We start from the raw sequence: 25,676 nt of genomic DNA, 5'->3' as shown, positions 1-25,676 counted from the left end.
GGGCGTGGCATCGGCGCGGGCCATCAGGCAAAGAATCGATTATAAAAAGAACCGGGATCACGCTACGGGCGTCAATGCTTTGAAAGCTTGTAGCATTTTGTTACAAATGTAATTTACGGATAATGCGCGCGGCGGTCATCCGTCGTTAGCATCCTCAAATGGCAGGCTCTTCCCCGCAAACGTGAAACGTATCCTCATCGTGAAAGTGACGTCGCTCGGCGACGTCGTCCAGACGCTGCCAGTCGTCGCGGACCTGCATCGCGCCTTTCCCGGCGTATCGGTCGACTGGGCCGTGGACGAATCGTGCGCCGAGGTCGTGCGCTGGCATCCGGGCGTAAGCGCCGTCCTTTGCGCACCGCTGCGCCGGTTCAAGAAACTCCGCAATACCGGCGACCTGAAGGCGATCTCGGCGTCGATCGGCGCGTTGCGTGCGCACCGCTACGACGCGGTCATCGACCTGCACGGCGTCTACAAGAGCGCAATCATTTCCGCGCTGGCGCGCGCCGCGCGCCGCGTCGGCTACCAGACGCAGGATCTTGGCGAAGCGGGCGCGCGCTTCGCGTATTCGCATCGCTTCGGCCCGCGGCCGGACTGCGACGCGTGGCACGGAATGCGTGTGAGTGCCGGCGAGGCGCTCGGCTACGTGCCCGAAGGCATCGCCACATACGGCGTCATCCCGCCGCAGGTCGAGAGTCTCCCGGCTGCCGTGACCGACGGCACGCCGTTCATGCTGCTGTTCCACGCAACATCCAATCCCGACAAGAAATGGCCGGCCGATCGCTGGGCCGCGCTTGCCAAGCAGATGATGGCGCGCGGCGTGCGTGTGCTGTTGCCGTGGGGATCGGCCGCCGAGCATGACGACGCGAAGGATATCGCCGCGCGCGCGCCGGGGGCGGTCGTGCTGCCTGCGATGACGGTGCGCGAACTCGGCGCGGCGCTCGGTCGGGCCGCGCTCGTGGTGGGGGTCGATACGGGGTTCGTGCACATGGCGCACGCGCTGCAGCGGCCGACCGTGATGATTTTCGTCGCGACGTCGCGTCACCATTGCGGCATCGGCGGCGCACCGAATGCACTGTCGATCGGCGAGCCGGGCGCGATGCCGTCCGTCGAGCAGACACTGGATGCGATCGCCGCGGTCAGCCCCGTCTACGGCGCGCCGCGCGCGCGGCTGTCCGCCTGACGAGCGGAGCGCGGCGGTTCAGGCGAGCAGCGCCTCGACCGTGACGACGGCGGCGATGGCCGCCAGATTCGCCAGCAGCGCCTCGAACACGAGGCCACGCCACGTCTTGGGCCGGAAGCGCAGCGCGAGCAGCAGCGCGCCACCCAGCGCGAGCGCGAGGGTCAGGACGAGGTCGGCATTGCTGAGGTGGATATTCATGGCGGCGGCTCCTGAGGGGAGGGATCCCGGGCGCGCGCAACGGCGCGCCCAGGATCGAGTATAGGCAGCGCCGTCCGCCGCACAACCCGGGTCGCCCCGGAGTCTCAGACGAGCGTCGTGTCGCGCGTTTCGCGCATCAGCAGCACGCCGACCAGGCTGATCGCCGCCGCGATCGATACATAGCCGCCAACCCATGACAGCCCGCCGCGCGCAGCCAGCAGTTGCGCGATATACGGCGCGATCGACGCGCCGAGGATCCCGCCGAGGTTGTACGCGACGCCGGCGCCGGTGTAGCGGACGTTGGTCGGGAACAGTTCCGGCAGCAGCGCACCCATCGGCGCAAACGTCACGCCCATCAGGAACAGCTCGATCGTCAGGAACAGCGCGACGAGCGGCATGGAGCCGCTGCCGAGCAGCGGCTCCATCGCGAAACCCGACAGCAGTGCGGCGATCGCGCCGACGACGAGCACCGGCTTGCGGCCGAAGCGGTCCGACGCCCATGCGGAAAGCGGCGTCGCGAGCCCCATGAACACGACCGCGAAACACAGCAGGCCGAGGAAGCTCTGGCGCGGAATATGCAGCGCCGACACGCCGTACGACAGCGAGAACACCGTCGAGATATAGAACAGCGTGTAGCAGACGACCATCGCGAGCGCGCCGAGCAGCGTCGGCCGCCAGTGTTGCGTGACGAGCGTCGCGACCGGCACGCGCACGCGTTCGTTGCGGTCGAGTGCGGCCTGGAACGCGGGCGTTTCGGTGATCTTGAGCCGCACGTACAGGCCGAGCGCGACGAGCACCGCGCTGACCAGGAACGGGATGCGCCAGCCCCAGCTGCGGAACTGCTCGTCGGACAGCGACAGCGCGAGCGCGAAGAACAGGCCGTTCGACATCAGGAAGCCGACCGAGGGCCCCAACTGCGGGAACATCCCGAACCAGCCGCGCTTGCCTTGCGGCGCGTGTTCGGTCGCGAGCAGCGCCGCGCCGCCCCATTCGCCGCCGAGGCCGATGCCCTGGCCGAAGCGCAGCACGCACAGCAGCACCGGCGCGAGCGCGCCGATCGCGTCGTAGCCGGGCACGAAACCGATCGCGGTGGTGGAAACGCCCATCACGAGCAGCGACGCGACGAGCGTCGATTTGCGGCCGATGCGGTCGCCGAAGTGTCCGAACAGGAACGAGCCGATCGGGCGTGCAATGAACGCGATGCCGAACGTGACGAACGCGGACAACGCCTGTGCGGTCGCGGAGCCGTGCGGGAAGAAGACGGGGCCGATGACGAGCGCGGCGGCCGTTGCGTACACGTAGAAATCGTAGAACTCGATCGCGGTGCCGATGAAGCTCGCGAACACGATGCGCCGGTGGCTGACGGCGCCGGCCGAACCGGTTGCGTGTGCAACGGTCGGGGGGGATGCGGACATGGATGTCTCCGTTTTGTCGTTGGGGCGGTCGGCTGAGCGTGCGGTCGGGCAGGCGGATGCCTGCCGGGGGCAGCCGAGCGGATGATGCGGTGGCGGCGTGGACGCGCGCCGTGGCGCGGACGTCACCCGCCGGTCGACGATGGAGACGGGTACGTCGCCGCCGCCCGGTGCCGGCGTGGTCGGCTCGCATGCCGGGTGGGGCGCGCGAACGCACGCGCGGCGTGATGGTCGCGCGATTGCGGAAAATTATAGCCAGCGCCGCCACCCACCGGCAATCGCGGGGCGGCGGCAGGTCAGTCGAGCGATTGCGCCTGCGCGGATGCGGTGCTTTGCAACTGGAAATGGCCGTCGTCGTTGAAGAGCCAGCCCTCCATCATTTCGATCTGGCCGTTGCCGTCGAGCAGTCGCGACGGCGGCGGCGGCAGCGGCGCCGAACGACGCAGCGACGCGAGCGCGAGCGCTTCCGCCTCGCTGTCGCCGTTGCTGCGATAGACGGACGCGTGGACGAGGCGGCCGCTGCGATCGACGGTGAATGCGACGACGACGAGCGAACGGAGCATCGCCTGCGGTGTGCCGTGCAGCAGGCCGGACGGATTGCGTTCGGCAACGCATTTCGCAACCTCGACACGGTACTGGTCGAGGCTCGCACTGCGCGTGATCGACGGAATCGTCAGGACCGAGTGCAGTGACGGCGGTGGCGTGATCGTGCACGCGGCAAGCATGGCGGCGACGGCCAGCGCAGCAACACGCAGCCGGTCGACGCGCGGACGGAGAACGGGGCGCATGGGAGATAGCCAGAAGTGACTATAAAAAAATGATAGGCGCATGGACGCGACGCGATATCGGGAGAAACGCATAACGCGCGATGCCGGGCGTTGCAATCGCAGATGATGGTGGCCGGGCGCCGCGCATCGCGCTGTGACGTGACATGTGACAGCGCGCTCGACGGGCGAGCATGTTGCAAAGTTGAAAGGCGCGGCACGCGCGTTATGCGCAGGGTCGCGACGATCGTTCGGCCGAGCGTGGCGGTCGCCGCATTCAACACGGCGACCGACGCATGCGCCATCACCTGCGATGCAGGTTGCCCGGTTCAGAAGCCGTGCGTGACGAGCGACAGCACCGACAGGTCGGGGTGCGTGCCGTCGATGATGCTCTTGCCGATGTGCACGGCTTCGTGCACCGCTTCGTCGACGCTCGCGAAGCTTTCCTCGCCGTCCGCGTGGAACGGCACCGCGTGGCCCGGCAGCGCGGGATTCGCGCCCGGATGGCACACGTAGCCCGTGTAGGTGTAGCGCGTGTCGCTGCCGGGCGCGGTGGCCGGCACGACATGGATCTCGAAGCCTTCGTAATCGACGTGGTCCGTCGGTGTCGACAGTTCGGTCATGGCGATCTCCGTGGGCCGCGCGCAGGGGTGGCGCGTGCGGCGTCGAGTGCGCGGCGGCGGTCGTGTCGCCGTGTTGAACGAATTCTAGGTGATGGTGGGGCGGCCAGGGAGGCTTCCGCTGCAGTGCGAACGCACGTGTCGTCCCGACCGACGGGTTCACGCGCGCGGCAACGTCATTGCATTATTTGCAGCGCGCGTCCTTGCGCTGCACGACGATGATTACGGGGTACTTCTGGCCGTGGTCGAGCTCCACGCGCGCCACGACGGTCAGCGTTGCCGGATCGGAGTCGTCGTACACGCTGACCTGTTCGTTGCGCAGGTAGGTCACGCCGGTGCAGTTCGACGTGCGTCCGTCGTCCGACACCTTGCACTGGAGGTCGTTGTCCTTCAGGTAGTTGTAGGGCGACGGGCTCGCGAGGTATTCGCTCAGGCCGCGCGGCGAGCCGCCGACGCCAGTGACGTACGCGATCGCGCACGACGCCGGCGCGTCGCTGCCGGAGGCGGTGTCGGCCGCGGCATGTGTGCTGACGGCGGCCAGCATGGCGACGAGCGACGAGACGATGAAGGGCTTCATGACGTGGATTTCCCGTTTCGCGATTCGGAGCGCGGGATTGTAACGGCATCCGGCGTGACGCGTCGGAACGTGGGGAGAGGGGCGTGCGGACAAACAAAAACCCCGTCATTCGGCGAATGGACGGGGTTGGGCGAATTTCCTGGCGGAAGCGGTGAGATTCGAACTCACGGACAGTTTCCCGTCGCTGGTTTTCAAGACCAGTGCCTTAAACCGCTCGGCCACGCTTCCACGCGAGGCGGCATTGTAACCGAAATGCCGCGGTGTCGACCGGAGTTGGCACTTCAGTGCTTACTCCGGTCCCATGCTTTGCACTTGTCGCTTCAATCGTCGCGCAGGAACAATTCCTGCAGGTCGTTGAGGAAACGCTGGCCGAGCGGCGTCGGCGCGATCTGCGCGAAATCGCGCGAGATCAGCCCGCGCTGTTCCGCTTCCTTCAATGCCGGCTCGATCGTGCTCATCGGCAGGCCCGTGCGTTCGACGAAGCTGTGCACGGGGAAACCCTCGGCGAGCCGCAGCGTGTTCAGCATGAACTCGAACGGCAGGTCGCGCGCGCCGACTTCACGCTCTTCCTGCACGGCCGTGCCGGCCATCGCCTGCTCGATGAAGGTCGCCGGATGCTTGTAGCGTGCCTGCCGCAGGATCCGGTTCGGGAACGACAGCTTCGTGTGGGCACCCGCACCGATCCCGAGGTAGTCGCCGAAGCGCCAGTAGTTCAGGTTGTGCTTGCACTGATGATTCGGCTTCGCATAAGCGGACACTTCGTAGCGCCCGTAGCCGGCCTCGGCCGTGCGTGCGTGGATCCATTCCTGCATGTCGGCCGACGCGTCGTCGTCGGGGACGACGGGCGGAAACTTCGCGAACAGCGTGTTCGGCTCGAGCGTCAGGTGATACAGCGACAGATGCGGCGGCGCGAACGACAGCGCGGTCTCGATGTCGGTGCGGCATTCGTCGAGCGTCTGGTTCGGCAGCGCGAACATCAGGTCGAGGTTGAAGTTGTCGAACGTCGTCGCGGCGATCTCGACCGCCGCACGCGCCTGCGCGGTGTCGTGGATCCGGCCGAGCGCCTTCAGGTGCGCTTCGTTGAAGCTCTGGATGCCGACCGACAGGCGATTCACGCCGCTCGCGCGGAACTGCGCGAACTTCGCGGCCTCGAACGTGCCCGGATTCGCCTCGAGCGTGATCTCGGCATCGGCGTCGAGCGGCAGCAACGCGCGCACGTCGGACAGCATCCGATCGAGGCCGGCCGCCGACAGCAGGCTGGGCGTGCCGCCGCCGATGAACACGGTGTGCACCTGCCGTCCCCACACGAGCGGCAGCGCCTGCTCGAGATCGGCGCGCAGCGCGTCGAGATACTCGGTCTCCGGAAACCGTTCGCCTTTCCACTCGTGCGAGTTGAAATCGCAGTACGGGCACTTGCGCACGCACCACGGAAAATGCACGTACAGCGCGAGCGGCGGCAGCGACGTGAGCCGCACCTGTCCGGGCGACGTGAAGGTCGCGACGACGCGCGCGCCGGTTTCCGCGGCCTGGCTCATGCCACCTCCTGCAGCGAATGGATATCGGGCGCGATCATGTTTCCTCCGCGAGCCGTGCAAGCAGCGCCTTCAGCGCGAGCGCGCGATGGCTGTGCGTGTTCTTCACCGCCGGCTCGAGTTCGGCCGCCGTCGCACCGAGCGTTGGCAGGTAGAAATACGGGTCGTAGCCGAATCCGTGCTCGCCGCGCGGCGCGTCGACGATCTCGCCGGCCCAGCGCCCTTCGGCGAACAGCGGCTCGGGATCGTCCGCATGGCGCACGAGCGCGAGCACGCAGCAATAGTATGCGCGCCGGTCGTCGACGCCGCGCAGCTGCTCGACGAGATACGCGTTGTTCGCCGCGTCGCCCTTGTCGCGGCCCGCGCGCTGTGCGTAGCGTGCCGAATAGACGCCCGGCGCGCCGCGCAGCACGCGCACGCACAGGCCCGAATCGTCGGCGATCGCCGGCAGCCCGGTGAGCCGCGACGCATGCCGCGCTTTCGTCAGCGCGTTCTCGATGAACGTGCCGAACGGCTCTTCCGCCTCGGGCACCGCCAGGTCGCCCTGCGGGACGATCTCGATGCCGACCGTCGAGAACAGCGCGGTGAATTCGCGCAGCTTGCCCGGGTTGTTCGACGCGAGAACGATGCGCGACAGCGGCGCGAGGGTGCGGTCGTCAGGCATGACTGGCGCCCAGGACGTCCTTCTGCAGCTGCACGAGCTCGCCGATCCCGCCCTGCGCGAGGTCGAGCAGCGCGTTCATCTCGGCGCGCGAGAACGGCACGCCTTCGGCCGTGCCCTGGACTTCGACGAAACCGCCTGCGCCCGTCATCACGACGTTCATGTCGGTATCGCAGCGCGAATCTTCCGCGTAGTCGAGATCCAGCACCGGCGCGCCTTCGTACACGCCGACCGAGATCGCGGCGACGTGGTCGGTGATCGGCGAGCGGGTGAGCTTGCCGGCCGCAATCAGCTTCGACACGGCGTCGTGCGCGGCGACGAAGGCACCGGTGATGCTTGCCGTGCGCGTGCCGCCGTCGGCCTGGATCACGTCGCAGTCGATATGGATCGTGCGCGGGCCGAGCGCTTCAAGATCGAACACCGCGCGCAGCGCGCGGCCGATCAGGCGCTGAATTTCCTGCGTGCGACCCGTCTGCTTGCCGCGTGCGGCTTCACGGTCGCTGCGCGTGTGCGTCGCGCGCGGCAGCATCCCGTATTCGGCGGTCAGCCAGCCTTGCCCGCGGTCGCGCAGGAAGTCGGGCACGCGCTCGGCGACGCTCGCGGTACACAGCACCTTGGTATCGCCGAATTCGACCAGCACCGAGCCTTCGGCGTGTTTCGTGTAGTGGCGCGTCAGGGCGACCTTGCGCAGTTCATCGGCGCGGCGGCCGCTGGGGCGGGAAAGGGAAGACGTCATGTGGGGATCGCGGAAGGAGGGGAAACCGCGATTTTAGCGCCGAACGGCGCCCTTGCCCGGCGGAGAGCTCCGCAAAAATGGGATAATGCGCGCTTCCCGCCCCGCGCTTTCCGATGCGCCGGGCGCCTCGACATATCCCCGCCCGCGAGGGCACCCAGACGGCGAGACGAACCATGATCTACAGCATGACGGGCTACGCGAGCGCGACGCGCGAACTCGTGACGGCCACCGGCAATGGCGGCACCAGCGTGTCGGTCGAACTGCGCACCGTGAACTCGCGCTTCCTCGACCTGAATTTCCGGATGCCGGACGACGTGCGCGCGTGCGAACCCGCGCTGCGCGAAATGCTGATGAACAAGCTGTCGCGCGGCAAGGTCGACGTGCGCATCAACCTGCAGCGCGGCGAACAGAGCATCGGCGCGGGCGCGCTGAACCAGTCGGCGCTCGGTCAGCTCGCCGATCTCGAGCGCGCGGTGCTCGACTCGTTCCCGGGCGTCGGCCGCCTGCGCGCGGGCGAGATCCTGCGCTGGCCCGGCGTGCTGGCCGAAAGCGGCGTGTCGGCTGACGCGATCCGCGACGCGGTGCTCGCATGCGGCAAGGAAGCGATCGGCGAGCTCGTCGTCGTGCGTTCGCGCGAAGGCGCGCAACTGGCGACGATGCTGTTGACGAATGTCGCCGAGATGGAAGCGATCGTCGCGCGCATCACGCCGCTCGTGCCGGAGCTGATCGCGAAGCATCAGCAGAAGATCGTCGAGCGGCTGCAGGAAGCGCTCGGCATAGCGGCGCCCGAAGGCAGCGCGCCGATCGTGACGCGCGAGGAAGCCGCGGAGCGCATTCGTCAGGAAGTGACGATGTACGGGATCCGGATCGACATCGCGGAAGAGCTGTCGCGCCTCACCGCGCACCTGAACGAAACGCGCCATGTGATCGAGAAGGGCGGCCGCGTCGGCAAGCGTCTCGACTTCATGATGCAGGAATTGAATCGCGAAGCGAACACGCTCGGCTCGAAGGCGGCGGCGAAGGAACTGGCCGACGCATCGATGGCGCTCAAGCTGTTGATCGAGCAGATGCGAGAGCAAGTGCAAAACCTGGAGTAAACGAGATGAAACGACCCCCACGCTCACGTTGTTCGCTGCCCCCCGAGGGGGCGGTCAGCCTCCTTGGGGCGGCCCGGCGGAGGCTGACATGACCGAATCCACCCGCGACGGCCACGCGTCGCATTCGCTGCACGGCGGCGTCTATCCCGGCAACCTGTTCATGGTCGTCGCGCCGTCGGGCGCGGGCAAGTCGACGCTCGTGAATGCGCTGCTGTCGAAGGACAGCGACATCTGCCTGTCGATCTCGTACACGACGCGCAAGCCGCGCCCGGGCGAACAGGACGGCCAGCACTATCACTTCACGACCGTCGACGATTTCCGCACGCGTCACGCGGCGCACGAATTTCTCGAGAGCGCGGAAGTGCACGGCAACTACTACGGCACGTCGCGCGTCTGGATCGAAGAGCAGATGAAGAACGGCCACGACGTGCTGCTCGAAATCGACTGGCAGGGCGCATTGCAGGTGAAGAAGCAGTTCCGCAACGCGGTCGGCATCTTCATCCTGCCGCCGTCGCTCGACGCGCTCGAAGAGCGTCTGAAGAAGCGCGGCCAGGACGAGCCGAACGTGATCACGCGCCGTCTGCTGGCCGCCGGCAGCGAGATCGCGCACGCGTCGGAAGCGGAATACGTGGTGATCAACGAGAATTTCGAGCGTGCGCTCGCGGAGCTCGAATGCATCGTCGCGGCGACGCGCCTGCGCTTTGCTTCGCAGTACGCGCGACACACGGAGCTGTTCATCGAGCTCGGCATCCATCTGCCCCACGCGGATTGACGCGGGGGCAGAGGGACATAAGGTAGAATAAGGACTATATTCAGAAGGAATTACCACCATGGCTCGCATTACCGTCGAAGACTGCCTGAAGCAAATCCCGAACCGCTTCGAACTGGCGCTCGCCGCCACCTATCGCGCGCGGCAGCTCGCGCAAGGCCATACGCCGAAGATCGAAAGCCGCGACAAGCCGACGGTCGTCGCGCTGCGCGAAATCGCCGCCGGCCAGGTCGGCGTCGAGATGCTGAAAAAGGTGCCGGTGTAACGCGCATCCGGCCCGTTCCAGCCATGTAATCCACGCGCGCAACGACTCGACCTGGAGGCGAATATGAGCACCACCCCATCGTCCGCCTCCGCGGATTCGACCACCGAAGCCACGGCCCAGTCGCCTGCGCGCCAGTACATCGACGCGGTCCTCGAACAGTCCTTCCGGCATCTGTTCGGGCCGACCGCCACTCCGGAGCAGCCGCGCAAGCACGGCGTCGTTTCGATTGCGAAACTGACGGCCGCGCTTGCCGAGTATCTCGCTCCGGACGAAATCAAAGAGGTCAAGGCGGCGTTCCACTTCAGCGACGAAGCCCACCTCGGTCAATATCGCCAGAGCGGCGAGCCCTATATCACCCATCCCGTCGCCGTCGCGGAAATCTGCGCCGGCTGGAAGCTCGACGCGCAGGCCGTGATGGCCGCGCTGCTGCACGACGTGATGGAAGACCAGGGGGTGACCAAGAGCGAGCTGGCCGAGCGGTTCGGCCCGAAGGTCGCCGAACTGGTCGACGGCCTGTCCAAGCTCGACAAGATGGAATTCCGCAGTCGCGAGGAAGCGCAGGCGGAAAACTTCCGCAAGATGCTGCTCGCGATGGCGCGCGACGTGCGCGTCATTCTCGTCAAGCTCGCCGACCGCCTGCACAACATGCGCACGCTCGGCGCGGTGCCGATGGAAAAGCGCCGCCGCGTCGCGCGGGAAACGCTCGACATCTACGCGCCGATCGCACACCGGCTCGGGTTGAACAACACGTATCGCGAGCTGCAGGACATGAGCTTCGCGAACTTCAACCCGCATCGCTACGCGACGCTCGAGAAGGCCGTGAAGGCGGCGCGCGGCAACCGCCGCGAAGTGATCAGCAAGATCCTCGAGGCCGCGCAGCGCGCGATGGCCGACGCGAAGATCGATGCCGAGATCACCGGCCGCGAAAAGACCATCTACAGCGTCTACCGGAAGATGCGCGACAAGCAGCTGTCGTTCTCGCAGGTGCTCGACGTGTACGGCTTTCGCGTCGTCGTCGACAGCGCGCTCGACTGCTACACGTGCATCGGCGCGCTGCACGCGCTGTACAAGCCCGTGCCCGGCAAGTTCAAGGACTACATCGCGATCCCGAAAATCAACGGCTATCAGTCGCTGCACACGACGCTCGTCGGCCCGTTCGGCGCGCCGATCGAGTTTCAGGTGCGCACGCGCAAGATGCACGAGATCGCAGAGGCAGGGGTCGCCGCGCACTGGCTGTACAAGAACGGCAGTGCGGATCTCAGTGACGTGCAGAAGCGCGCGCACCAGTGGCTGAAGTCATTGCTCGACATCCAGAGCGAAGCTGGCGATTCGAGCGAATTCCTCGAGCACGTGAAGATCGACCTGTTCCCCGACGCGGTCTACGTGTTCACGCCGAAGTCGAAGATCATGGCGTTGCCGCGCGGCGCGACGGCGCTCGATTTCGCGTATTCGATCCACAGCGATCTCGGCAACCAGTGCGTGGCCGTGAAGATCAACAACGAGCTGCTGCCGCTGCGCACCGAGCTGAAGAGCGGCGACATCGTCGAGGTGATCACCGCGCCGTATTCGAAACCGAACCCGGCATGGCTCGGCTTCGTGCGGACCGGCAAGGCACGCTCGGCGATTCGTCACTACCTGAAGACGATGCGGTTGAACGAGTCGGTGCAGCTTGGCGAGCGGCTCGTCGACCAGAGCCTGAAGGGCTACGGCCTCGCGCTGGCCGACGTCGAGCCGGAAGTGTGGGAGAAGCTCGTGCAGTGGACGGGCAACAAGAGCCGTCAGGAAATTTTCGCGGACATCGGCCTTGGCCGCCGCGTTGCCGCGGTGATGGCCAAGCGCATCGAGGTGCTGATGAGCGGCCGCGACGCGGACGACGATCTGCCGAAGTCCGAGCGGCATCCCGCGCATCATGCGCCGCCGGTCGTGATTACCGGCACCGAAGGGATGTCCGTGCAGTTGTCGGCATGCTGCCGGCCGATTCCGGGTGACGCGATCATGGGCTACATCGGCATCGGCCTGGGGATGGCGATTCATACGACCGATTGCCGCGTGGCGCAGCGTATTCATCGCCGCGATCCGGGCCGCTGGATCGACGTCGAATGGGCGCCGCAGCCGGGCCGCCTGTTCGATGTCACGGTGAAGGCGCTCGTGAAGAACACGAAGGGCATCTTTGCGCGCGTGGCGGCGGACATCACGTCGGCCGACGCGAACATCGTTCACATCGCGATGGACGAGGACCTGACGCACGAATCGACGGTGCTGCGCTTCGTGATCCAGGTCAGCGACCGCGTGCATCTCGCGAACGTGATGCGGCGCGTGCGAACCAACCCGGACGTGATGCGGATCATGCGCGAGCGGTCCACCGACGATGGTGCGCATGCGCGCCACGACGGCGGCATGCGCATCGAGCGCGAGCGGCAGGATTATTGACGCGTGCCCGTTGCGGGCGATCGATCAGCGGCGGCCAATGGCCGCCGTTTTCATTTGCGCTGCGGAGCGAAACTGCGGCGTTGCCGGGGCCTTCCGAGGTCGGTCGGGCGAACGATGCCATGACGCGAGCAAGGGGCGAGGGGAGGCAGAAAAGAAAAAGGGCTTTCCCGGAGGAAAGCCCTTTTAAGATGGCGCGGCTGGCAGGATTCGAACCCACGACCCCTTGGTTCGTAGCCAAGTACTCTATCCAACTGAGCTACAGCCGCACGCAAAACGGTACTGCTTAACTGTCGGAACCTTCTGCGATGGGAAGGTCCCCAAAAAGATGGCGCGGCTGGCAGGATTCGAACCCACGACCCCTTGGTTCGTAGCCAAGTACTCTATCCAACTGAGCTACAGCCGCACGCAAAAACAAAAAGCTACTGCTTCGAACTGAAAGGGCCTTCGGTTGGGAAGGCCCTCGGAAAAAGTGGCGCGGCTGGCAGGATTCGAACCCACGACCCCTTGGTTCGTAGCCAAGTACTCTATCCAACTGAGCTACAGCCGCACGCAGAAGCGAAATTATAGCAGGGTTGTATAAAAAGGGAAGCCTTATTCGCGAATTACGCTGCGTGGCCTTGCCGGGGCGCCCATCGTGTACCCTTGGAGCATCAATCATCCAGGTTTTGAATCTGCATCATGAACAAGGCGTTTGTCAAAGAGTCGGACGGTGACGACGACGATCTCGACCAGGCTCAACCCGCGATTCCGGCGGGCGCGAAGAACTACATCACGCCGGCCGGCCACAAGCGGCTGCGGGACGAGTTGCTGAGCCTGATCGACGTCGAGCGCCCCGAGGTCGTGCGGCTCGTGTCGTGGGCCGCGTCGAACGGCGATCGGTCGGAGAACGGCGACTATATCTACGGCAAGCGGCGGCTGCGCGAGATCGATCGCCGCATCCGCTTCCTGACGAAGCGGCTCGACCTCGCCGAAGTCGTCGACGCGAGCCGGCAGGAGAATGTCGACCAGGTGTTCTTCGGCGCCACGGTCGATTACGAGACGCCGGACGGCGAGGATCACACGATCACGATCGTCGGGATCGACGAGGTCGATCTCGACCACGGCTGCGTCAGCTGGATTTCGCCGGTCGCGCGTGCGCTGATCAAGGCGAAGATCGGCGATACCGTTACGCTGATGACGCCGGCCGGCCCGCAGCCGATCGACGTGCTCGACGTTCGTTACCCGGCATCGGGCAAGGCCTGAGCGGCGGCCGGGTTAGTCCGGCAAAGAAAAAGCGCCCCAATGGGGCGCTTTGTCGTCCGGCGGGCAGCGGATGTGCCGGTTGCTCAGAAGCGATGACGCAGGCCGGCCGTGACCGCGATCTGCTTGTTGGTCGATGACGCAGCGCCCAGCCCGTTGATGTTGGCGCCGAGGTCGAGGCCGTCGTTGTTGACCTTCTGGAATTCGCCCTGCAGGTAGACGTCGGTGCGCTTCGACAGCGCGTAGTCGGCTTGCAGGTTGAACTGGTGCCAGGTCGGCTTGTCGCCGGCCAGACGGCCTTGCGTGTACGTGTAGGAGCCGGCGAGCGACAGTGCCGGCGTCAGCGCGTAGCGGCCGTTCACTTCATAGTTGCTGAAGCGCGCGGTTCCGCCGAGGCCCGTGATGCCGCCGGACACGCCGGACTGGCCCGCGCTGATCGCGCGGATGCCGGTGAGGCGCGTCTGCGTGAACACGAAGCCGACCGTGGCGGGGCCGAACCCGTAATTCAGGCCGGCGCCCCAGGTACGCTGCACGCGCGACGCGAAGGTCCAGTCGCCGGTCACCGCGCCCGGATCGGTTGCGGCCTGCGCGAGTGCGTTCACGTCGCTGTTCAACTGCAAATAGGCCGCGGCGAAGTTGAAGCCCAGGTAGCTGTACGACACGCCGCCGCTATACGCGCGGTTGTTCGCGAACGCCGTCGAGTTCGAGAACCCGTACAACGCACCGAACTTGAGGCCGCCGTAGTTCGCGCTCTGGTACTTGACCGAGTTGTTGATCCGGAACGAGTTGTTCAGGTTGTCGTTGTCGAACGGGTGGGCGAACTGGGTGCCGCCGTACTGCGTCCCGGTCAGCGACAGCGGCCCGAGATAATCGACGACGCTGTCGTACTGACGGCCCAGGGTCAGCGAACCGTAGCTGTTGTGCGATAGGCCGACAAACGCCTGCCGGCCGAATTCGCGGCCGTTTTGCTTCAGCGCGCCGTTATTGATGCCGAAACCATTTTCCAGCGTGAAGATCGCTTTCAGGCCGCCGCCGAGATCTTCGGTGCCGCGCAAGCCCCAGCGGCTGCCGTTGACCGAACCGCTCGTTTCCTGCCAGTTGCTGTGGCCGCCCTGATTGTTCGTGTAGGTGATACCTGCATCGATCAGGCCGTATAGCGTAACGCTGCTTTGTGCATGTGCTGCAGTAACGAATACACCCGACAACGCGGTGACGATCAGGGTTTTTTTCATGGATCTGTCTCCAAACAGGATGATGTCGATCGAACCTGCTGCGGACTGGCATGTTTTGCTTGACGCTTTTGCCGGTCCGGCAGAGCGGCGGTGCGCTTATCAGAAAGCCATCTTCAGTGTACGGAGTGCGCGGAGCGGGGGAGGATCACGCTTTAAGCAATAATGTATTTTGGAATCCGCAAAGATCGACGAGCTGGCGCAAACGATTGCCCATCAAGGGTTTGCGGCGGTGCAGCGAAAAAAATGGGGATCAGGACTACGTAACGGGCGTTGCGTGATCGCGACAGCGATCAGCGGCAGGCGGTGGAGGCCGTAGTGCGATTATTGACACATCGGCAATAGAGGTTTGTGTGGAGCATGAATAATGAAAGGTTGATCTCTCGTTATACTGCGATCTCTGCTTTCCGAAGCAGACTTTTTCGTTGACGGAAAAGATCTCCAAACCTTTGTCGGCGCGACTTCCCAGTCGCGCTTTTTTTTTGCCCCGCTGCCGGTGCGCTATTGCGCGTACGAGCGCCGCTTGCGCTTGGTCGCAGGCGCGGCTTCCTCGGTTTCGGTTGTCGGGGGCGTGTAGGTCCAGTCTTCCATCACGTAGTGACGGGCATCCAGCGGCGAGGCGAGCAGGTTCTGCCAGTGATCACCGTGCCAGGTCGTATCGAACTCGGTGTCGCACGGCGCTTCGCGAGCGGACTCGGCCAGGGCGCGGGACTTGCGGCGTACGCGTCCGAGCCGGCTCGCGAAGCGCTTGATTCCGTCCAGCCACATGACCCTCTCCTTCCTTTCGGCGTTGAGGCAGCATGTCAATGTCCCCGGGTTTGCGCAACCCGGAAAAAACCCGAGGATTTTACCGAGTCGATTTGTCCCCGGTAGGAATTTCACGGGAAAGATTATCGGTGAACCGATCCCGGTAATGTTGACAGGTTTTTGGTGCGAATTAATTAATTAAAGGCGGCGGTGTACCGATTCCAATGGCATTAGCGCTTTTCTGATAAAACAGTCGCTAAAAATTTCCTTGACGCACCCGGATTGTCCATTTTATAAAGTCAGCACTCCGTCCTCGGGCGGCGTGCTGGTGCAGGTGCTGGCGCAATGTTTCGGGATTTCGGGAAACGGCTATAAAAATAGCTTTTTTGATCTAATCGAGTGGGGAACGAAGACATGGATACCGGTATCGTGAAATGGTTTAACGATGCTAAAGGTTTCGGCTTTATTACGTCGGACAATGGCGGTGAAGATTTGTTTGCGCACTTTTCCGAAATCAAGATGGACGGCTTCAAGACGCTGAAGGAAAACCAGCGTGTTTCGTTCGACGTCAAAGTCGGGCCGAAAGGCAAGCAGGCAGCGAATATCCAGGCGGTCTGACGCGCCGCGCATTGCCGATCACGACCGGCCCCCGTTTAGCGGGGGCTTTTTGTTTTCTGGGGGACGGAACATTCCGGTTCGGGCTGGCCGGGAGCACGCATGCCGGTGCATACTCACGGAAGCACCGTTTTCCTGTCTTTTCATGTCCGATTCCCGTCCGTCCGATCCCGCCAGCGAGCAGCCGCTCGTCTTCGTCGACCTTGAAACCACCGGCGGATCGCCTGCCGAGCACCGCATCACCGAAATCGGCGTGGTCGAAATCGGCCCGCTCGGCGTGTCGACGTGGACGACGCTCGTCAATCCGGACCAGTCGATTCCGCCGTTCATCCAGCAACTGACGGGCATTTCGGACGCGATGGTGCGCGACGCACCGTCGTTCGCGTCGCTTGCGCCGGCGCTGTTCGAGCGGCTCGACGGCAAGCTGTTCGTCGCGCACAACGCGAGTTTCGACCGCGGTTTCCTGCGCGCCGAATTCGAGCGCGCCGGCCTCGCGTTCAATCCCGATGTGCTGTGTACGGTGCGGCTGTCGCGCGCGCTGTTTCCGCGCGAGTCACGGCATGGACTCGACGCGTTGATCGAACGGCATGGCCTCGTTCCGGCTGCGCGCCACCGGGCGCTGGCGGACGCCGACCTGATCTGGCAGTTCTGGCGCCAGTTGCACGACATCGTGCCGCTCGAGCGGCTGCGCGACCAGATCGCGCGCACGACGCGCCACTTCCGTCTGGCCGGCGACCTGACCGAGGCCTGGCTCGATACCGCGCCCGCCGGGTGCGGCGCGTACGCGCTGTTCGGGGAGGGTGACGCGGCGCTCTACGTCGGCCGCAGCGTGCGCGTGCGGCAGCGGCTGCGTGCGCTGCTGACCGGCGAGCGCCGATCGTCGAAGGAAATGCGGCTCGCGCAGCAGGTGCGGCGCGTCGAATGGCGCGAGACCGGCAATGAACTGGGTGCGATGCTCGCCGAAGCGCAATGGATCGCGCGGCTGCGCCCGTCGTACAACCGGCGCCCCGCGGCGGACACTGCCCGTGCCGGCGGTGCGCCCTGGCCGTTCGAGGGCGCCGTTGCGTTCGAGGCGAACGGCGAGCGCCGTCTGTTTCACGTGATCGACGGCTGGCGCTATCTCGGCTCGGCGGAGTCGCTCGACGCGGCTGCGCGGCTCGTGGCCGACGCGGAAGAGGGTGCGTTCGAACCCTTCACCCACCGCCTGCTGCAGACGCATCTCACGCGCGGCCTGCAATTGATTCCGCTCGCCGCGCTCACGCTCGCGGGTTGAGCGCAGCGGCGCGTTCCGCGTCCCGCCGTGTCAGCCGATCGCGCTTGCGCCGCCGGCCGAGCAGACGTGCGACAGCGCGGTGTCGAGTGCTTGCGTCTGCATGGAGTCGTAGCGCGTGAGCGTCTTCCAGTTCGCGATGCTGCGCGCGAGCCGCGCCTGGCAATCGGGCGCATTGCGCAGTGGCGCGACCTGGGCGAGGCCGGCAAGCATTTTCTGCGTCAACCGGTCGAGCGCCGGGCGCGTGCTGGTCGCGAGATCGGGCGGTGTGCCCTCGGGCGGCCGCGTCGCACGCCAGGTCGCGAACAGGGCGTTCTGCACGTCCTTGCTCGCGGCAATCTGATCCTCGAAGAACGTCCGTGCGAACGTAGGATCGACGCCGGCCTGTGCCGCGCGCTTTTCGACCGATGCGAGCAGTGCCGCTTCGCGCGGCTGGTCCTCGATCGCCTTGTGATTCGCCCATTTCCAGCGCGCGACCGGTTCGGCGAGCGCGAGGCGCTGCGACGCGAGCGCGACTACGTTGGTGAGGGCGGTGTCGTCGCCGTCTGCGCTGGCGATGCGCGGCGACGAAAAGAGGGCGACGCCGAGCGCGGCGACAGCAACGCTGGCACGAATGGCTTGCTTCATCGGAATGATCAGGAGAGCCGGGCGGGCCGGAGGTGGAAAACCAGAAGAATAGACGAAGACAGTCGCGCGGCGTAGCGACGCGACAGGAGAATCAGCAGGCGAGCTGATCCGGCACCGTCAGGCTGTTGCGGCCCGGGTGCGAGGCGAATTGCGCGCGATGCGCAGAGATGAACCGCACGATAGCGATGATCGACACGTGGCGGTTACAGAACCGAACAGGCGTTCACTTCGGCGAGTACAGCTTGTGCTGCTCGTCGAAGAATGCCCGAACGTGCTCGGGCAATTCGGCGAGGAATTCCACGCCGACGGGTTCCGGATCCGGGCTCATCACTTGCTCGGGCGGTGGCATGCGAGTTGGTCTTTCGTCCATGGTCGTTTCTCCAGCAGGTTGGATAATTATCAACCTCGTGCTTGGATTTATGCCAGAGGCGAATCGTTAGATTTTGTCTCTGTTGTATTAACGGCACATGCGCTGCGATGCTAAGTGTGATGCCGACTATTGCATCATGCGCAATCGGCAACAATCGGGCCGCTTGTTATACTTGCGCGCACTTTTTCCTGGGCCGCGATGAAACGAACGACGCGATGGATCAGCCTCGTCTGGCTGGCGCTGGTACTGAACGTACTGTCGCCCGTCATCGGCTACGCGCGTCTTGCGTCGAGCGGTTCCGGCGAGCTCACGCTCGAGTTGTGCAGTGCAGCGGGCGCTCGCCAGATCGTGCTCGCGCAGTCGGGCGACGACCGCGCCACGTCGTCGTTCGACCATGCCGGCGTGCCGCACTGCGTGTACTGCCCGGGCTTCGCAGCGAACGTCGCGCTCGGCACGAGCCTGCCCGCGATGCCGGGCTTCGTGCGGACGTTCGCCTACCGCGCGGCCGCCCCGGCCGTTCCCGATTTTCCCCGCAAGGGCATCCGTCTCGCGCAGCCGCGCGCCCCGCCTGAAAACACCTCGATCTGATTGATGTCGTTCGCGCGCCCCCGTGGCGCGCGTGCCGCCCGCGGCCGGGTCCGCGCGCCGCGCCGTCCGTGCGCGGCGCGCGCTCGTGTCCGGCGGCGTCCGATCACGTTTTCAGGAAATCATTCATGTTGTCTACCTTCGCCGCGCGGCCGTCGCGCGGACGGCTCGCGCTCGCGTGCGCGGCCGCTTTTGCGTGGCCGGCCGCCCAGGCTGCCACGACGGACGACGCACGCGTCGATCCCGCTCGCAGTGGTGTCGATCGTCCCGCTGGTGCCGCCGTGCCGTCCGCGCCGTCCGGCGATACGCTGACCGCCGTCAGCGTCACCGCGCAGCGGCAACCCGTCGATCCGGATACGCCGGCCGTCGTCCAGTCGATCACGCGCGAGCAGATCGATGCGCACACCAACGTCACCACCGAGGACGCGCTGAAGTACGCGCCGAACCTGATGGTCCGCAAGCGCTATATCGGCGACCGCAACAGCGTGTTTGCGGGCCGCGACTTCAACGAACTGCAGAGCGCGCGCGGGCTCGTCTACGCCGATGGCGTGCTGCTGTCGAACCTGCTCGGCTCGAGTTATGCGTACCCGCCGCGCTGGTCGCTGATCCCGCCCGACGACATCGTGCGCGTCGATGTGCTCTATGGCCCCTTTTCCGCGCTGTATCCCGGCAACTCGATCGGCTCGACCGTGCTGCTCACGACGCGCCAACCGGAAAAGCTCGAGGCGTCGCTGTCGACGCAATTCTTCACGCAGCGCTACCACGACGGCTACGGATTCGCGGACAGCTTCGGCGGCAACCACCAGACCGCGCGGATCGCGAACCGCGTCGGCCGGTTCTGGTTCGCGTTGTCGCTCGACCGGCTGGAGAACAACGGCCAGCCGATGCAGTATGCGAGCCCCAATTCGGCCTACAACCCGAAGCTGGGTGCCGCCGTGCCCGTGACGGGCGCCGCGACCGACATCGGGCCCAATGGCAAGCCGCGGACGATCGTCGGCGCGCAGACGATCGAGCGGACCGAACAGATCAACGAGACGGTCCGGATGGGCTACGCGTTCACCGACCACGTCGATGCGACGCTCACGCTCGGACACTGGGAGAACCACTACCGCCAGCACGGCGAAACCTTTCTGCGCGATGCGGCCGGCAACCCGGTCTACGGCGGCAACGTGTCGATCGGCGGCCAGAACATGACCGTCGCGCCGAATGCGTTCGCGCCGCAGCGCGGCGACCAGGAGAACTGGCTGTACGCGCTCGGCCTGAACGGCCGGCTCGATTCCGGCTGGCGGCTGTCGGGCGTCGTGTCCGCGTACGACGTGTCGCGCGACGTGCTGCGCGCGGCGTCGACCGTGCAAGGCGGCGCGGGCACGCTGTTCCAGGGTGACGGCACGGGCTGGCGCACGCTCGACCTGAAGGCCGAGGCGCCGGAGGTGAAGGGCCACACGTTCACGTTCGGCTATCACTACGACAACTACTTCCTGCGCAACGTCACGTACAACACGGCCGACTGGCTGGCCGGGCCGACCACGTCGCTGTCGAGCGTCTATCGCGGCGACACGCGCACGCAGGCGCTGTTCGCGCAGGACGCGTGGCGCTTTGCGCCGGGCTGGCTCGCGACGCTCGGGCTGCGCTACGAGCGCTGGGATGCGTACGGCGGCGCACTCGGCAACGCGGCGGGCACGCTCGGTTATGCGGACCGCGGCGCGAACGCGCTGTCGCCGAAAGTCGCGCTGCAATGGGACGCGACGGACGTCTGGCGCTTCCGGCTGTCGTTCGCGACCGGCACGCGTTTTCCGACGGTCGGCGAACTGTTCCAGGGCACGATCTCGAACAACGCGATCGTCAACAACAACCCGAACCTGCGGCCTGAAAAGGCGATCGACTGGGACTTCACGGCCGAACGCGACGTAGGCGTCGGTGTCGTGCGCGCCAGCGTGTTCCAGAGCGACCTGCGCGACTCGATCTACAGCCAGACGACCGTGTCGGGCGCGTCGACCGTCACCAACATCTCGAACGTCGACCGCGTACGCGTGCGTGGCGTCGAACTTGCGTTCAGCGGCGAAAACGTCGGGCTGCGCGGGCTCAATCTCGATGCCAACGTGTCGGCAAGCAACGCGCAGATCCTCGCCGATGCCGCGAACCCCGCGTATGTCGGCTCGCGCTTTCCGCGTATTCCACGCATGCGCGCGAACCTGCTCGCGTCGTATCGCTTCGACGAGCATTGGCTCGCGAGTGTCGGCGTGCGTTATTCGGGCCGCCAGTTCAACACGCTCGACAACAGCGACGTGAATCCGGATGTCTACGGCGGCACGAGCTCGTTCACGGTCGTCGACCTGAAGGCGCGCTACCGCTTCGATCGTCACTGGACCGCGTCGGTCGGCATCGACAACCTGACGGACCGCCGTTACTACGTGTTCCACCCGTATCCGGGCCGTACTTTCTATGGAGAACTGAAATGGTCGCTGTGAAGTCGTTCGCGGCAGGCTGCGCGCTATGGCTCGCGGCGCTGTCGACCGCTGGCGCGCACGATGCCCAAGACGTGCCGAAGGCCGCCGATCCGCACGCCGCGCACATGAGCATGCAGGCCGCGCCTGCGCAGCAGAAGCAGCCGCTCGCGACGGGTGCGACGTTCGACGCGCGTCACCGGCTGTGGGTCGTGTGGGTCGAAGGCGCGCACGTCGTCGTCGTGCATTCCGACGACGCGGGCCGCACGCTGTCCGCGCCCGTCACCGTCAACGCGATGCCTGAGCCGATCTACACGAGTGCCGAGAATCGCCCGAAGATCGCGACGAGTCCGGACGGGCGAGCGGTGTACGTGTCGTGGTCGATGCCGCTCGATGCGCCATACACGGGTATGGTGCGCTTCTCGCGATCGCTCGACGGCGGTGCGACCTGGAGCGTGCCCGTTACCGTGCATCGCGACCGGCAGGCGATCACGCACCGCTTCGACATGATGGCCGTCGATCCGGCCGGCAACATCGCGATCGCCTGGATCGACAAGCGCGATCTCGTCGCGGCGAAGGCGGCTGGGCAGGCGTACGAAGGCGCGGCCGTCTACTACGCGGTGTCGCGCGACGGCGGTGCATCGTTCGAACCCGAACGCAAGGTGACCGACCACACGTGCGAATGCTGCCGGATTGCGATGGCGATCGATCCGGCCGGACGCATCGAGGCCGTGTGGCGCAACTTGTTTCCGGGGCAGATCCGCGATCACGCGCTTGCGGTGCTGCCCGTATCGGCGTCTGAGCCGGTCGTGCCGGTGCGCGCGACGTTCTCGAACTGGCATGTCGAGGCGTGCCCCGAGCATGGGCCGGCGCTGGCGATCACGCCGGACGGCACGCGCCATCTTGCCTGGTTCGGCGTGGTCGACGGTCATGCCGACGTGTTCTATTTGCGTATCGGCGCCGATGGCCGGCCGCGCGGTACGCCGTGGGCGTTCGGCGCGAATCCTGCGGTGCCCGGCGAGCAGGCGTCGCATGCGGCGCTCGTCGCGCGCGGCGACGTCGTGTGGCTCGCATGGAAGGCGTTCGACGGCGACACGATGCAGATCAAGCTGCGCCGGTCGGACGATCGCGGCGAGCACTGGTCGGCGCCGCGGGTGATCGCGTCGACGTCGGGTGCGAGCGACAACCCGCAACTGCTCGACGACGCGGGCCGCATCTACCTGTCATGGCGCACGCGCAACGACGGCTATCGGCTGATCGCCGTGGAGGGCGCGCCATGAAACGGCTGATTGTGTTGATCGGCATCGTGCTCGCGAGCGTGCCGGCGTGGGCCGGCAGCGAACTGCAGCCGCTGCGCGCGGCCGACGTCGCGCGCTTGTATGCAACGGCGCACGAGCGGCCGCTTGCGGTCGAGATCTGGTCGCTCGATTGCGGATACTGTCGCGAGAACGCCGCGCATCTGGTCGCGTGGCAGCGCCGTCATCCGGAGGTGCAACTCGCGATGGTCGCGATGGATGCGTACGACGACAACGACGGGGCGATCTCGCAGGCACTCGCGCAGATGAACCTGCCGCCGCAGGTCGCGCAGTATGCGAACGCGGAGCCGATGCCCGAGCGTCTGCGGGCGGCGCTCGATGCGGGATGGCGAGGGGAAATACCGCGTACCGTGTGGATCGGACGCGATGGCGCACGTGAAGCGCGCAGCGGATTGCCGACGGCCGATGTGCTCGACGGCTGGTTGCAGCGCGCGAAGCGCTGAAACAGCCGGTGGCGCGCGGCGAACGAGCCGCGCGCCGGCCTGATGCGAAAACGCGCCCGAAGGCGCGTGGAGAGAATCGTCAGGCCGCTCGCTTGAATAGCCGGATCACGAACAGCAGGATCACCGCGCCGACGACCGCGACGATCACCGAGCCGATGAAGCCGCTGCCGATGCTGATGCCGAGCAAGCCGGCGAGCCAGCCGCCGATCACCGCGCCGACGATCCCGACGATGATGTCGACGATCAGCCCGAAGCCGCCGCCCTTGACGAGCAAGCCGGCAAGCCAGCCGGCGATCGCGCCGATGATGAGCCACATAATCAAGCCATGAGTCATGGTGATGTCCTCTCCTTGGGTTGAGTCGAAATGACCGGACGCCGGCTGTCGCGCCGCAAGCTGGGTGAGGGCGGCATTGCGACCTGCCGCGCCGCCCACGCAATGTAACGCGATAGACGGGTCAGAATCGTTAAGTAATGTTATGCACCCTTATCCGGATTTTCCAGGAAATTTGTCTGCCCACGGCGCGGCGCGTGCGCGGACGACGCGTAACGAAATGAATTTGTAAGAAACAATCGAAGGTGACGTCCGTGGTTCGAGCGCCTCACCGTCCATGCGTCGATGCCGGCATGCCCGCCTCGGGCAGTCCGTCGCTTGCGTCGGCGATCAGCCGTGCGACGGTCGCGGTATCGCCGATCGCCTCGATCGACAGCAGTGCGAAACGGGCGAGAAAGAGCGATGCATCGGCTTCGCCGATACGGGTCATCGTGCGGCACAGGTCGGTGTAGAGGGTGTCGCGTTCGGCGTCGGTCATCATGCGGTTTCCTGAAGATCGGTTGCTGCGCACGGATGGAGTGCGCGCTCGAGCGCGGCGGCCACGTCGTCGGCGCGAGCGTCGTGCCAGCGGCCGAGGACGTGCCCGTCCGGACGCACGAGATAGACGGTGCCGTTGCGCGCGCCGTACAGGTCGAACAGCCGGCTGTTGTCGTCATGGCCGCCGCAGGCTGGTTGCTGCGGCGCCGCGTGCCGTGCGAGCGTGACGAGCGCGAACGGGATCCGCGCATCCCGCAGGCGCCGTTCGAGATCGGCCAGCGATGGATCGGGGGCACCGTCGGCCGTAAAGCAGAGCGCGGTGAAGCGCGCGGCGACGAGATCGGTCAGGTGGCCGCGGCGTGCGTCACCGCCGTGCGCGGCGTACAGCGTCAGCGGGCACTCCACGAGCACCGTGCCGGGTGCCGGGCCGGCCGCGAACGTATCGCGTTCGGCCGCGTTGAGCGGCGACGTCGAATATGCGATTGCCGACGTCTGGCGCGGGTTGATCAGCGAACGCAGCGCCGGATGCCGGACCGCGAGCGTCAGCACCGCCTTGCGCATCAGCTCGAATGCAAACGACGGCGGCGCCATGAACTCGGTGCTCTTCGTGCCGTAGCGCAGGTTCTCGTGCGTCGCGAACACGCGCTCGTCCGAGTAGCTGTCGAGCAGCGCATCCGATGCGATGCCGTGGAGCACGTACGCGAGTTTCCACGCAAGGTTGTCCGCATCGTCGATGCCCGAATTCGCGCCGCGCACGCCGAAGATCGGCACGAGATGCGCGGCGTCGCCGCAGAACAGCACGCGGCCGTGCCGGTAGCGCTCGAGCGTCAGCGCGTTCGCCTTGTAGATCGTGATCCAGATCGGCGACCAGTCGCCGTGCTCGCCCATCATGTCGAGCAGGTTCTGCACGCGCGGGATCACGTTCTCCGGCTTCACGGCCGCTTCGGCATCCTCGTCGTCGCGCAGCTGGTAGTCGATCCGCCACACGTTGTCGGGCTGCTTGTGGACGAGCACGGTCGAACCCGGGTTCGACGACGAATCGAAGTACGCGAGCCGTTCGGTCGGCCGGTCGCTGTCGAGCGCGATGTCGACGATCACATAACGACCCTCGTAGCTCGTGCCCTGGAGCGACAGGCCGAGCGCGTCGCGCATCGTGCTGCGTCCGCCGTCGCACGCGACGACCCAGTCGGCGTCGAGCGCGTAGCCGCCGAGCGGCGTGTCGACATCCAGACGCACGCCGTTCGGCTGCCGGGTCACGCCGGTGACCTTCGCCTGCCAGCGGATCTCGATGAGTTCGGGGCGGCGCAGCGCGGCGTCGAGCAGAAACTGCTCGATGTGATACTGCGCGAGATTCACCATCGGCGGCAGCTTCTGGTTTTCGTCCTGCGGCATCGTGAAATGCAGCACTTCGTCGCGACGGTAGAAGCTGCGTCCGCCGGTCCACGGCAGCCCTACGCGCAGGAAGTCGTCGAGCGCGCCGAGCCGCTCGATGATCTCGAGGCTGCGCCGCGAGATACAGATTGCGCGACTGCCGTGGCAGACCGCATCGTCGGCCTCGATCAGCGCGCTGCGGATGCCGTGGTTCGCGAGGCCGAGCGCGACGGTGAGGCCCACGGGGCCGCCGCCGACGATCGCGACGCGATGCCGGTGCGTATCGATGCCGGCGTCGCAGGCAGGCAGGTGCGCGGGATGGCGCTCGGCGACGAACGGATAGGGCTTGAATTCGATGGCCATCGTTGGCT

Annotated in this window: 27 protein-coding genes and 4 tRNA genes; 12 read left to right on the top strand and 19 right to left on the bottom strand. The window is 66.0% G+C overall.

Annotated features, from left to right (window positions below; all coding sequences use genetic code 11):
• Nucleotides 1–181: 181 nt before the first annotated feature.
• The gene (gene waaC / locus VL15_RS27090; protein ID WP_048249710.1) at nucleotides 182–1,180 is read left to right on the top strand and encodes a lipopolysaccharide heptosyltransferase I; all 999 of its coding nucleotides are present in this window, start codon (nucleotides 182–184) and stop codon (nucleotides 1,178–1,180) included.
• An 18-nt stretch (nucleotides 1,181–1,198) separates the two neighbouring features.
• Here the strand turns inward: waaC and VL15_RS27085 are convergent, their stop codons facing one another.
• The 9 genes from VL15_RS27085 to rph form a co-directional block, all read right to left on the bottom strand.
• Nucleotides 1,199–1,378: a hypothetical protein gene (locus VL15_RS27085; protein WP_048249708.1), complete on the bottom strand. Its 180-nt coding sequence runs from the start codon at nucleotides 1,376–1,378 to the stop codon at nucleotides 1,199–1,201.
• A 104-nt stretch (nucleotides 1,379–1,482) separates the two neighbouring features.
• The gene (locus VL15_RS27080) at nucleotides 1,483–2,793 is read right to left on the bottom strand and encodes an MFS transporter (RefSeq protein ID WP_048249705.1); all 1,311 of its coding nucleotides are present in this window, start codon (nucleotides 2,791–2,793) and stop codon (nucleotides 1,483–1,485) included.
• A 293-nt stretch (nucleotides 2,794–3,086) separates the two neighbouring features.
• The gene (locus VL15_RS27075) at nucleotides 3,087–3,578 is read right to left on the bottom strand and encodes a TonB family protein (RefSeq protein ID WP_080970953.1); all 492 of its coding nucleotides are present in this window, start codon (nucleotides 3,576–3,578) and stop codon (nucleotides 3,087–3,089) included.
• Nucleotides 3,579–3,883: 305 nt separating this feature from the next.
• Nucleotides 3,884–4,177: a hypothetical protein gene (locus VL15_RS27070; RefSeq protein WP_048249701.1), complete on the bottom strand. Its 294-nt coding sequence runs from the start codon at nucleotides 4,175–4,177 to the stop codon at nucleotides 3,884–3,886.
• Between the two features lie 181 nt (nucleotides 4,178–4,358).
• Entirely contained in the window at nucleotides 4,359–4,751 is a 393-nt protein-coding gene (locus tag VL15_RS27065) for a hypothetical protein (protein ID WP_048249699.1), read from the bottom strand.
• A gap of 140 nt (nucleotides 4,752–4,891) precedes the next feature.
• Nucleotides 4,892–4,979: transfer RNA gene (locus VL15_RS27060), tRNA-Ser, on the bottom strand.
• A gap of 92 nt (nucleotides 4,980–5,071) precedes the next feature.
• Nucleotides 5,072–6,286 (bottom strand): radical SAM family heme chaperone HemW, encoded by a 1,215-nt coding sequence (hemW, locus tag VL15_RS27055; RefSeq protein WP_048249697.1) that lies wholly within the window; start codon nucleotides 6,284–6,286, stop codon nucleotides 5,072–5,074.
• A 34-nt stretch (nucleotides 6,287–6,320) separates the two neighbouring features.
• Nucleotides 6,321–6,947: an RdgB/HAM1 family non-canonical purine NTP pyrophosphatase gene (gene rdgB / locus VL15_RS27050; RefSeq protein ID WP_048249695.1), complete on the bottom strand. Its 627-nt coding sequence runs from the start codon at nucleotides 6,945–6,947 to the stop codon at nucleotides 6,321–6,323.
• A complete protein-coding gene (gene rph, locus VL15_RS27045) occupies nucleotides 6,940–7,680 on the bottom strand; it encodes a ribonuclease PH (RefSeq protein WP_048249693.1) in 741 nt (246 codons plus the stop codon). Before rph ends, rdgB begins: the two co-directional genes overlap by 8 nt.
• A 173-nt stretch (nucleotides 7,681–7,853) precedes the next feature.
• On the opposite strand from rph, the gene VL15_RS27040 reads away from it, so the two are divergent.
• The 4 genes from VL15_RS27040 to VL15_RS27025 all read left to right on the top strand — a co-directional run bounded on the left by VL15_RS27040 (nucleotide 7,854) and on the right by VL15_RS27025 (nucleotide 12,241).
• Nucleotides 7,854–8,777 carry a YicC/YloC family endoribonuclease gene (locus VL15_RS27040; RefSeq protein WP_048249692.1) on the top strand — a complete coding sequence of 308 codons (924 nt, stop codon included), beginning with the start codon at nucleotides 7,854–7,856 and terminating at the stop codon, nucleotides 8,775–8,777.
• A gap of 88 nt (nucleotides 8,778–8,865) precedes the next feature.
• Nucleotides 8,866–9,549, top strand: a complete 684-nt coding sequence (gene gmk, locus VL15_RS27035; protein WP_048249690.1) for a guanylate kinase — start codon at nucleotides 8,866–8,868, stop codon at nucleotides 9,547–9,549.
• Nucleotides 9,550–9,607: 58 nt separating this feature from the next.
• The gene (rpoZ, locus tag VL15_RS27030) at nucleotides 9,608–9,811 is read left to right on the top strand and encodes a DNA-directed RNA polymerase subunit omega (protein WP_006025620.1); all 204 of its coding nucleotides are present in this window, start codon (nucleotides 9,608–9,610) and stop codon (nucleotides 9,809–9,811) included.
• Nucleotides 9,812–9,874: 63 nt separating this feature from the next.
• Nucleotides 9,875–12,241: a RelA/SpoT family protein gene (locus tag VL15_RS27025; RefSeq protein WP_048249688.1), complete on the top strand. Its 2,367-nt coding sequence runs from the start codon at nucleotides 9,875–9,877 to the stop codon at nucleotides 12,239–12,241.
• Between the two features lie 189 nt (nucleotides 12,242–12,430).
• Here the strand turns inward: VL15_RS27025 and VL15_RS27020 are convergent.
• The 3 genes from VL15_RS27020 to VL15_RS27010 form a co-directional block, all read right to left on the bottom strand.
• Nucleotides 12,431–12,507 (bottom strand) — tRNA-Arg (locus VL15_RS27020).
• A gap of 60 nt (nucleotides 12,508–12,567) precedes the next feature.
• Nucleotides 12,568–12,644, bottom strand: a tRNA-Arg gene (locus VL15_RS27015).
• A 67-nt stretch (nucleotides 12,645–12,711) separates the two neighbouring features.
• Nucleotides 12,712–12,788 (bottom strand) — tRNA-Arg (locus tag VL15_RS27010).
• 131 nt (nucleotides 12,789–12,919) lie between these two features.
• On the opposite strand from VL15_RS27010, the gene greB reads away from it, so the two are divergent.
• Complete coding sequence (greB, locus tag VL15_RS27005; RefSeq protein ID WP_048249686.1) at nucleotides 12,920–13,483, top strand: transcription elongation factor GreB; 564 nt, start codon at nucleotides 12,920–12,922, stop codon at nucleotides 13,481–13,483.
• A gap of 83 nt (nucleotides 13,484–13,566) precedes the next feature.
• On the opposite strand, the gene VL15_RS27000 is transcribed toward greB, so the two are convergent.
• Together VL15_RS27000 and VL15_RS26995 are read right to left on the bottom strand one after the other, a co-directional pair.
• The gene (locus tag VL15_RS27000; protein ID WP_048249684.1) at nucleotides 13,567–14,712 is read right to left on the bottom strand and encodes a porin; all 1,146 of its coding nucleotides are present in this window, start codon (nucleotides 14,710–14,712) and stop codon (nucleotides 13,567–13,569) included.
• A 498-nt stretch (nucleotides 14,713–15,210) separates the two neighbouring features.
• On the bottom strand, nucleotides 15,211–15,477 hold the full coding sequence (locus tag VL15_RS26995) for a hypothetical protein (RefSeq protein ID WP_048249682.1): 267 nt from the start codon (nucleotides 15,475–15,477) through the stop codon (nucleotides 15,211–15,213).
• A gap of 393 nt (nucleotides 15,478–15,870) precedes the next feature.
• Here VL15_RS26995 and VL15_RS26990 point away from each other — a divergent pair, with 393 nt between their 5' ends.
• Nucleotides 15,871–16,074, top strand: a complete 204-nt coding sequence (locus VL15_RS26990) for a cold-shock protein (protein ID WP_011351289.1) — start codon at nucleotides 15,871–15,873, stop codon at nucleotides 16,072–16,074.
• Between the two features lie 142 nt (nucleotides 16,075–16,216).
• The gene (locus VL15_RS26985; protein ID WP_048249679.1) at nucleotides 16,217–17,344 is read left to right on the top strand and encodes an exonuclease domain-containing protein; all 1,128 of its coding nucleotides are present in this window, start codon (nucleotides 16,217–16,219) and stop codon (nucleotides 17,342–17,344) included.
• 30 nt (nucleotides 17,345–17,374) lie between these two features.
• Here VL15_RS26985 and VL15_RS26980 read toward each other — a convergent pair whose 3' ends face one another.
• Complete coding sequence (locus tag VL15_RS26980) at nucleotides 17,375–17,968, bottom strand: chorismate mutase (RefSeq protein ID WP_048249678.1); 594 nt, start codon at nucleotides 17,966–17,968, stop codon at nucleotides 17,375–17,377.
• 223 nt (nucleotides 17,969–18,191) lie between these two features.
• Nucleotides 18,192–18,338, bottom strand: coding sequence for a hypothetical protein (locus tag VL15_RS42800; protein WP_009690993.1), 147 nt, complete (start codon nucleotides 18,336–18,338; stop codon nucleotides 18,192–18,194).
• A gap of 198 nt (nucleotides 18,339–18,536) precedes the next feature.
• On the opposite strand from VL15_RS42800, the gene VL15_RS26970 reads away from it, so the two are divergent.
• From VL15_RS26970 to VL15_RS26955, 4 genes are all read left to right on the top strand, one after another.
• On the top strand, nucleotides 18,537–18,926 hold the full coding sequence (locus tag VL15_RS26970; RefSeq protein WP_048249676.1) for a DUF2946 domain-containing protein: 390 nt from the start codon (nucleotides 18,537–18,539) through the stop codon (nucleotides 18,924–18,926).
• A gap of 125 nt (nucleotides 18,927–19,051) precedes the next feature.
• Nucleotides 19,052–21,391 carry a TonB-dependent receptor gene (locus tag VL15_RS26965; RefSeq protein WP_048249674.1) on the top strand — a complete coding sequence of 780 codons (2,340 nt, stop codon included), beginning with the start codon at nucleotides 19,052–19,054 and terminating at the stop codon, nucleotides 21,389–21,391.
• Complete coding sequence (locus tag VL15_RS26960; RefSeq protein ID WP_048249672.1) at nucleotides 21,379–22,647, top strand: sialidase family protein; 1,269 nt, start codon at nucleotides 21,379–21,381, stop codon at nucleotides 22,645–22,647. Before VL15_RS26965 ends, VL15_RS26960 begins: the two co-directional genes overlap by 13 nt.
• A complete protein-coding gene (locus VL15_RS26955; protein ID WP_048249671.1) occupies nucleotides 22,644–23,126 on the top strand; it encodes a TlpA family protein disulfide reductase in 483 nt (160 codons plus the stop codon). The genes VL15_RS26960 and VL15_RS26955 overlap by 4 nt, the downstream gene beginning before the upstream one ends.
• 79 nt (nucleotides 23,127–23,205) lie before the next feature.
• Here VL15_RS26955 and VL15_RS26950 read toward each other — a convergent pair whose 3' ends face one another.
• From VL15_RS26950 to VL15_RS26940, 3 genes are all read right to left on the bottom strand, one after another.
• On the bottom strand, nucleotides 23,206–23,460 hold the full coding sequence (locus VL15_RS26950; protein WP_027788093.1) for a GlsB/YeaQ/YmgE family stress response membrane protein: 255 nt from the start codon (nucleotides 23,458–23,460) through the stop codon (nucleotides 23,206–23,208).
• A 265-nt stretch (nucleotides 23,461–23,725) separates the two neighbouring features.
• Nucleotides 23,726–23,938, bottom strand: coding sequence for a hypothetical protein (locus VL15_RS26945; protein ID WP_048249669.1), 213 nt, complete (start codon nucleotides 23,936–23,938; stop codon nucleotides 23,726–23,728).
• On the bottom strand, nucleotides 23,935–25,668 hold the full coding sequence (locus tag VL15_RS26940; RefSeq protein ID WP_048249668.1) for an FAD-dependent oxidoreductase: 1,734 nt from the start codon (nucleotides 25,666–25,668) through the stop codon (nucleotides 23,935–23,937). Before VL15_RS26940 ends, VL15_RS26945 begins: the two co-directional genes overlap by 4 nt.
• Nucleotides 25,669–25,676 lie beyond the last annotated feature (8 nt).

The organism is Burkholderia cepacia (assembly GCF_001039005.1).
Taxonomy (GTDB): domain Bacteria; phylum Pseudomonadota; class Gammaproteobacteria; order Burkholderiales; family Burkholderiaceae; genus Burkholderia; species Burkholderia theae.
This window is presented reverse-complemented; position numbering and strand designations above follow the sequence as displayed.

Coding starts and splice junctions, on each gene's coding strand:
- VL15_RS26995 (WP_048249682.1), bottom strand. CDS start 15,477: ATGTGGCTGGACGGAATCAAGCGCTTCGCGAGCCGGCTCGGACGCGTA.
- VL15_RS26985 (WP_048249679.1), top strand. CDS start 16,217: ATGTCCGATTCCCGTCCGTCCGATCCCGCCAGCGAGCAGCCGCTCGTC.
- VL15_RS27080 (WP_048249705.1), bottom strand. CDS start 2,793: ATGTCCGCATCCCCCCCGACCGTTGCACACGCAACCGGTTCGGCCGGC.
- VL15_RS26945 (WP_048249669.1), bottom strand. CDS start 23,938: ATGATGACCGACGCCGAACGCGACACCCTCTACACCGACCTGTGCCGC.
- VL15_RS27085 (WP_048249708.1), bottom strand. CDS start 1,378: ATGAATATCCACCTCAGCAATGCCGACCTCGTCCTGACCCTCGCGCTC.
- VL15_RS26980 (WP_048249678.1), bottom strand. CDS start 17,968: ATGAAGCAAGCCATTCGTGCCAGCGTTGCTGTCGCCGCGCTCGGCGTC.
- VL15_RS26965 (WP_048249674.1), top strand. CDS start 19,052: ATGTTGTCTACCTTCGCCGCGCGGCCGTCGCGCGGACGGCTCGCGCTC.
- VL15_RS26955 (WP_048249671.1), top strand. CDS start 22,644: ATGAAACGGCTGATTGTGTTGATCGGCATCGTGCTCGCGAGCGTGCCG.
- rph (WP_048249693.1), bottom strand. CDS start 7,680: ATGACGTCTTCCCTTTCCCGCCCCAGCGGCCGCCGCGCCGATGAACTG.
- greB (WP_048249686.1), top strand. CDS start 12,920: ATGAACAAGGCGTTTGTCAAAGAGTCGGACGGTGACGACGACGATCTC.
- rdgB (WP_048249695.1), bottom strand. CDS start 6,947: ATGCCTGACGACCGCACCCTCGCGCCGCTGTCGCGCATCGTTCTCGCG.
- VL15_RS26950 (WP_027788093.1), bottom strand. CDS start 23,460: ATGACTCATGGCTTGATTATGTGGCTCATCATCGGCGCGATCGCCGGC.
- VL15_RS27065 (WP_048249699.1), bottom strand. CDS start 4,751: ATGAAGCCCTTCATCGTCTCGTCGCTCGTCGCCATGCTGGCCGCCGTC.
- VL15_RS27075 (WP_080970953.1), bottom strand. CDS start 3,578: ATGCGCCCCGTTCTCCGTCCGCGCGTCGACCGGCTGCGTGTTGCTGCG.
- VL15_RS26970 (WP_048249676.1), top strand. CDS start 18,537: ATGAAACGAACGACGCGATGGATCAGCCTCGTCTGGCTGGCGCTGGTA.
- VL15_RS26940 (WP_048249668.1), bottom strand. CDS start 25,668: ATGGCCATCGAATTCAAGCCCTATCCGTTCGTCGCCGAGCGCCATCCC.
- hemW (WP_048249697.1), bottom strand. CDS start 6,286: ATGAGCCAGGCCGCGGAAACCGGCGCGCGCGTCGTCGCGACCTTCACG.
- gmk (WP_048249690.1), top strand. CDS start 8,866: ATGACCGAATCCACCCGCGACGGCCACGCGTCGCATTCGCTGCACGGC.
- VL15_RS27070 (WP_048249701.1), bottom strand. CDS start 4,177: ATGACCGAACTGTCGACACCGACGGACCACGTCGATTACGAAGGCTTC.
- VL15_RS27040 (WP_048249692.1), top strand. CDS start 7,854: ATGATCTACAGCATGACGGGCTACGCGAGCGCGACGCGCGAACTCGTG.
- VL15_RS27000 (WP_048249684.1), bottom strand. CDS start 14,712: ATGAAAAAAACCCTGATCGTCACCGCGTTGTCGGGTGTATTCGTTACT.
- VL15_RS27025 (WP_048249688.1), top strand. CDS start 9,875: ATGAGCACCACCCCATCGTCCGCCTCCGCGGATTCGACCACCGAAGCC.
- VL15_RS26960 (WP_048249672.1), top strand. CDS start 21,379: ATGGTCGCTGTGAAGTCGTTCGCGGCAGGCTGCGCGCTATGGCTCGCG.
- VL15_RS26990 (WP_011351289.1), top strand. CDS start 15,871: ATGGATACCGGTATCGTGAAATGGTTTAACGATGCTAAAGGTTTCGGC.
- rpoZ (WP_006025620.1), top strand. CDS start 9,608: ATGGCTCGCATTACCGTCGAAGACTGCCTGAAGCAAATCCCGAACCGC.
- VL15_RS42800 (WP_009690993.1), bottom strand. CDS start 18,338: ATGGACGAAAGACCAACTCGCATGCCACCGCCCGAGCAAGTGATGAGC.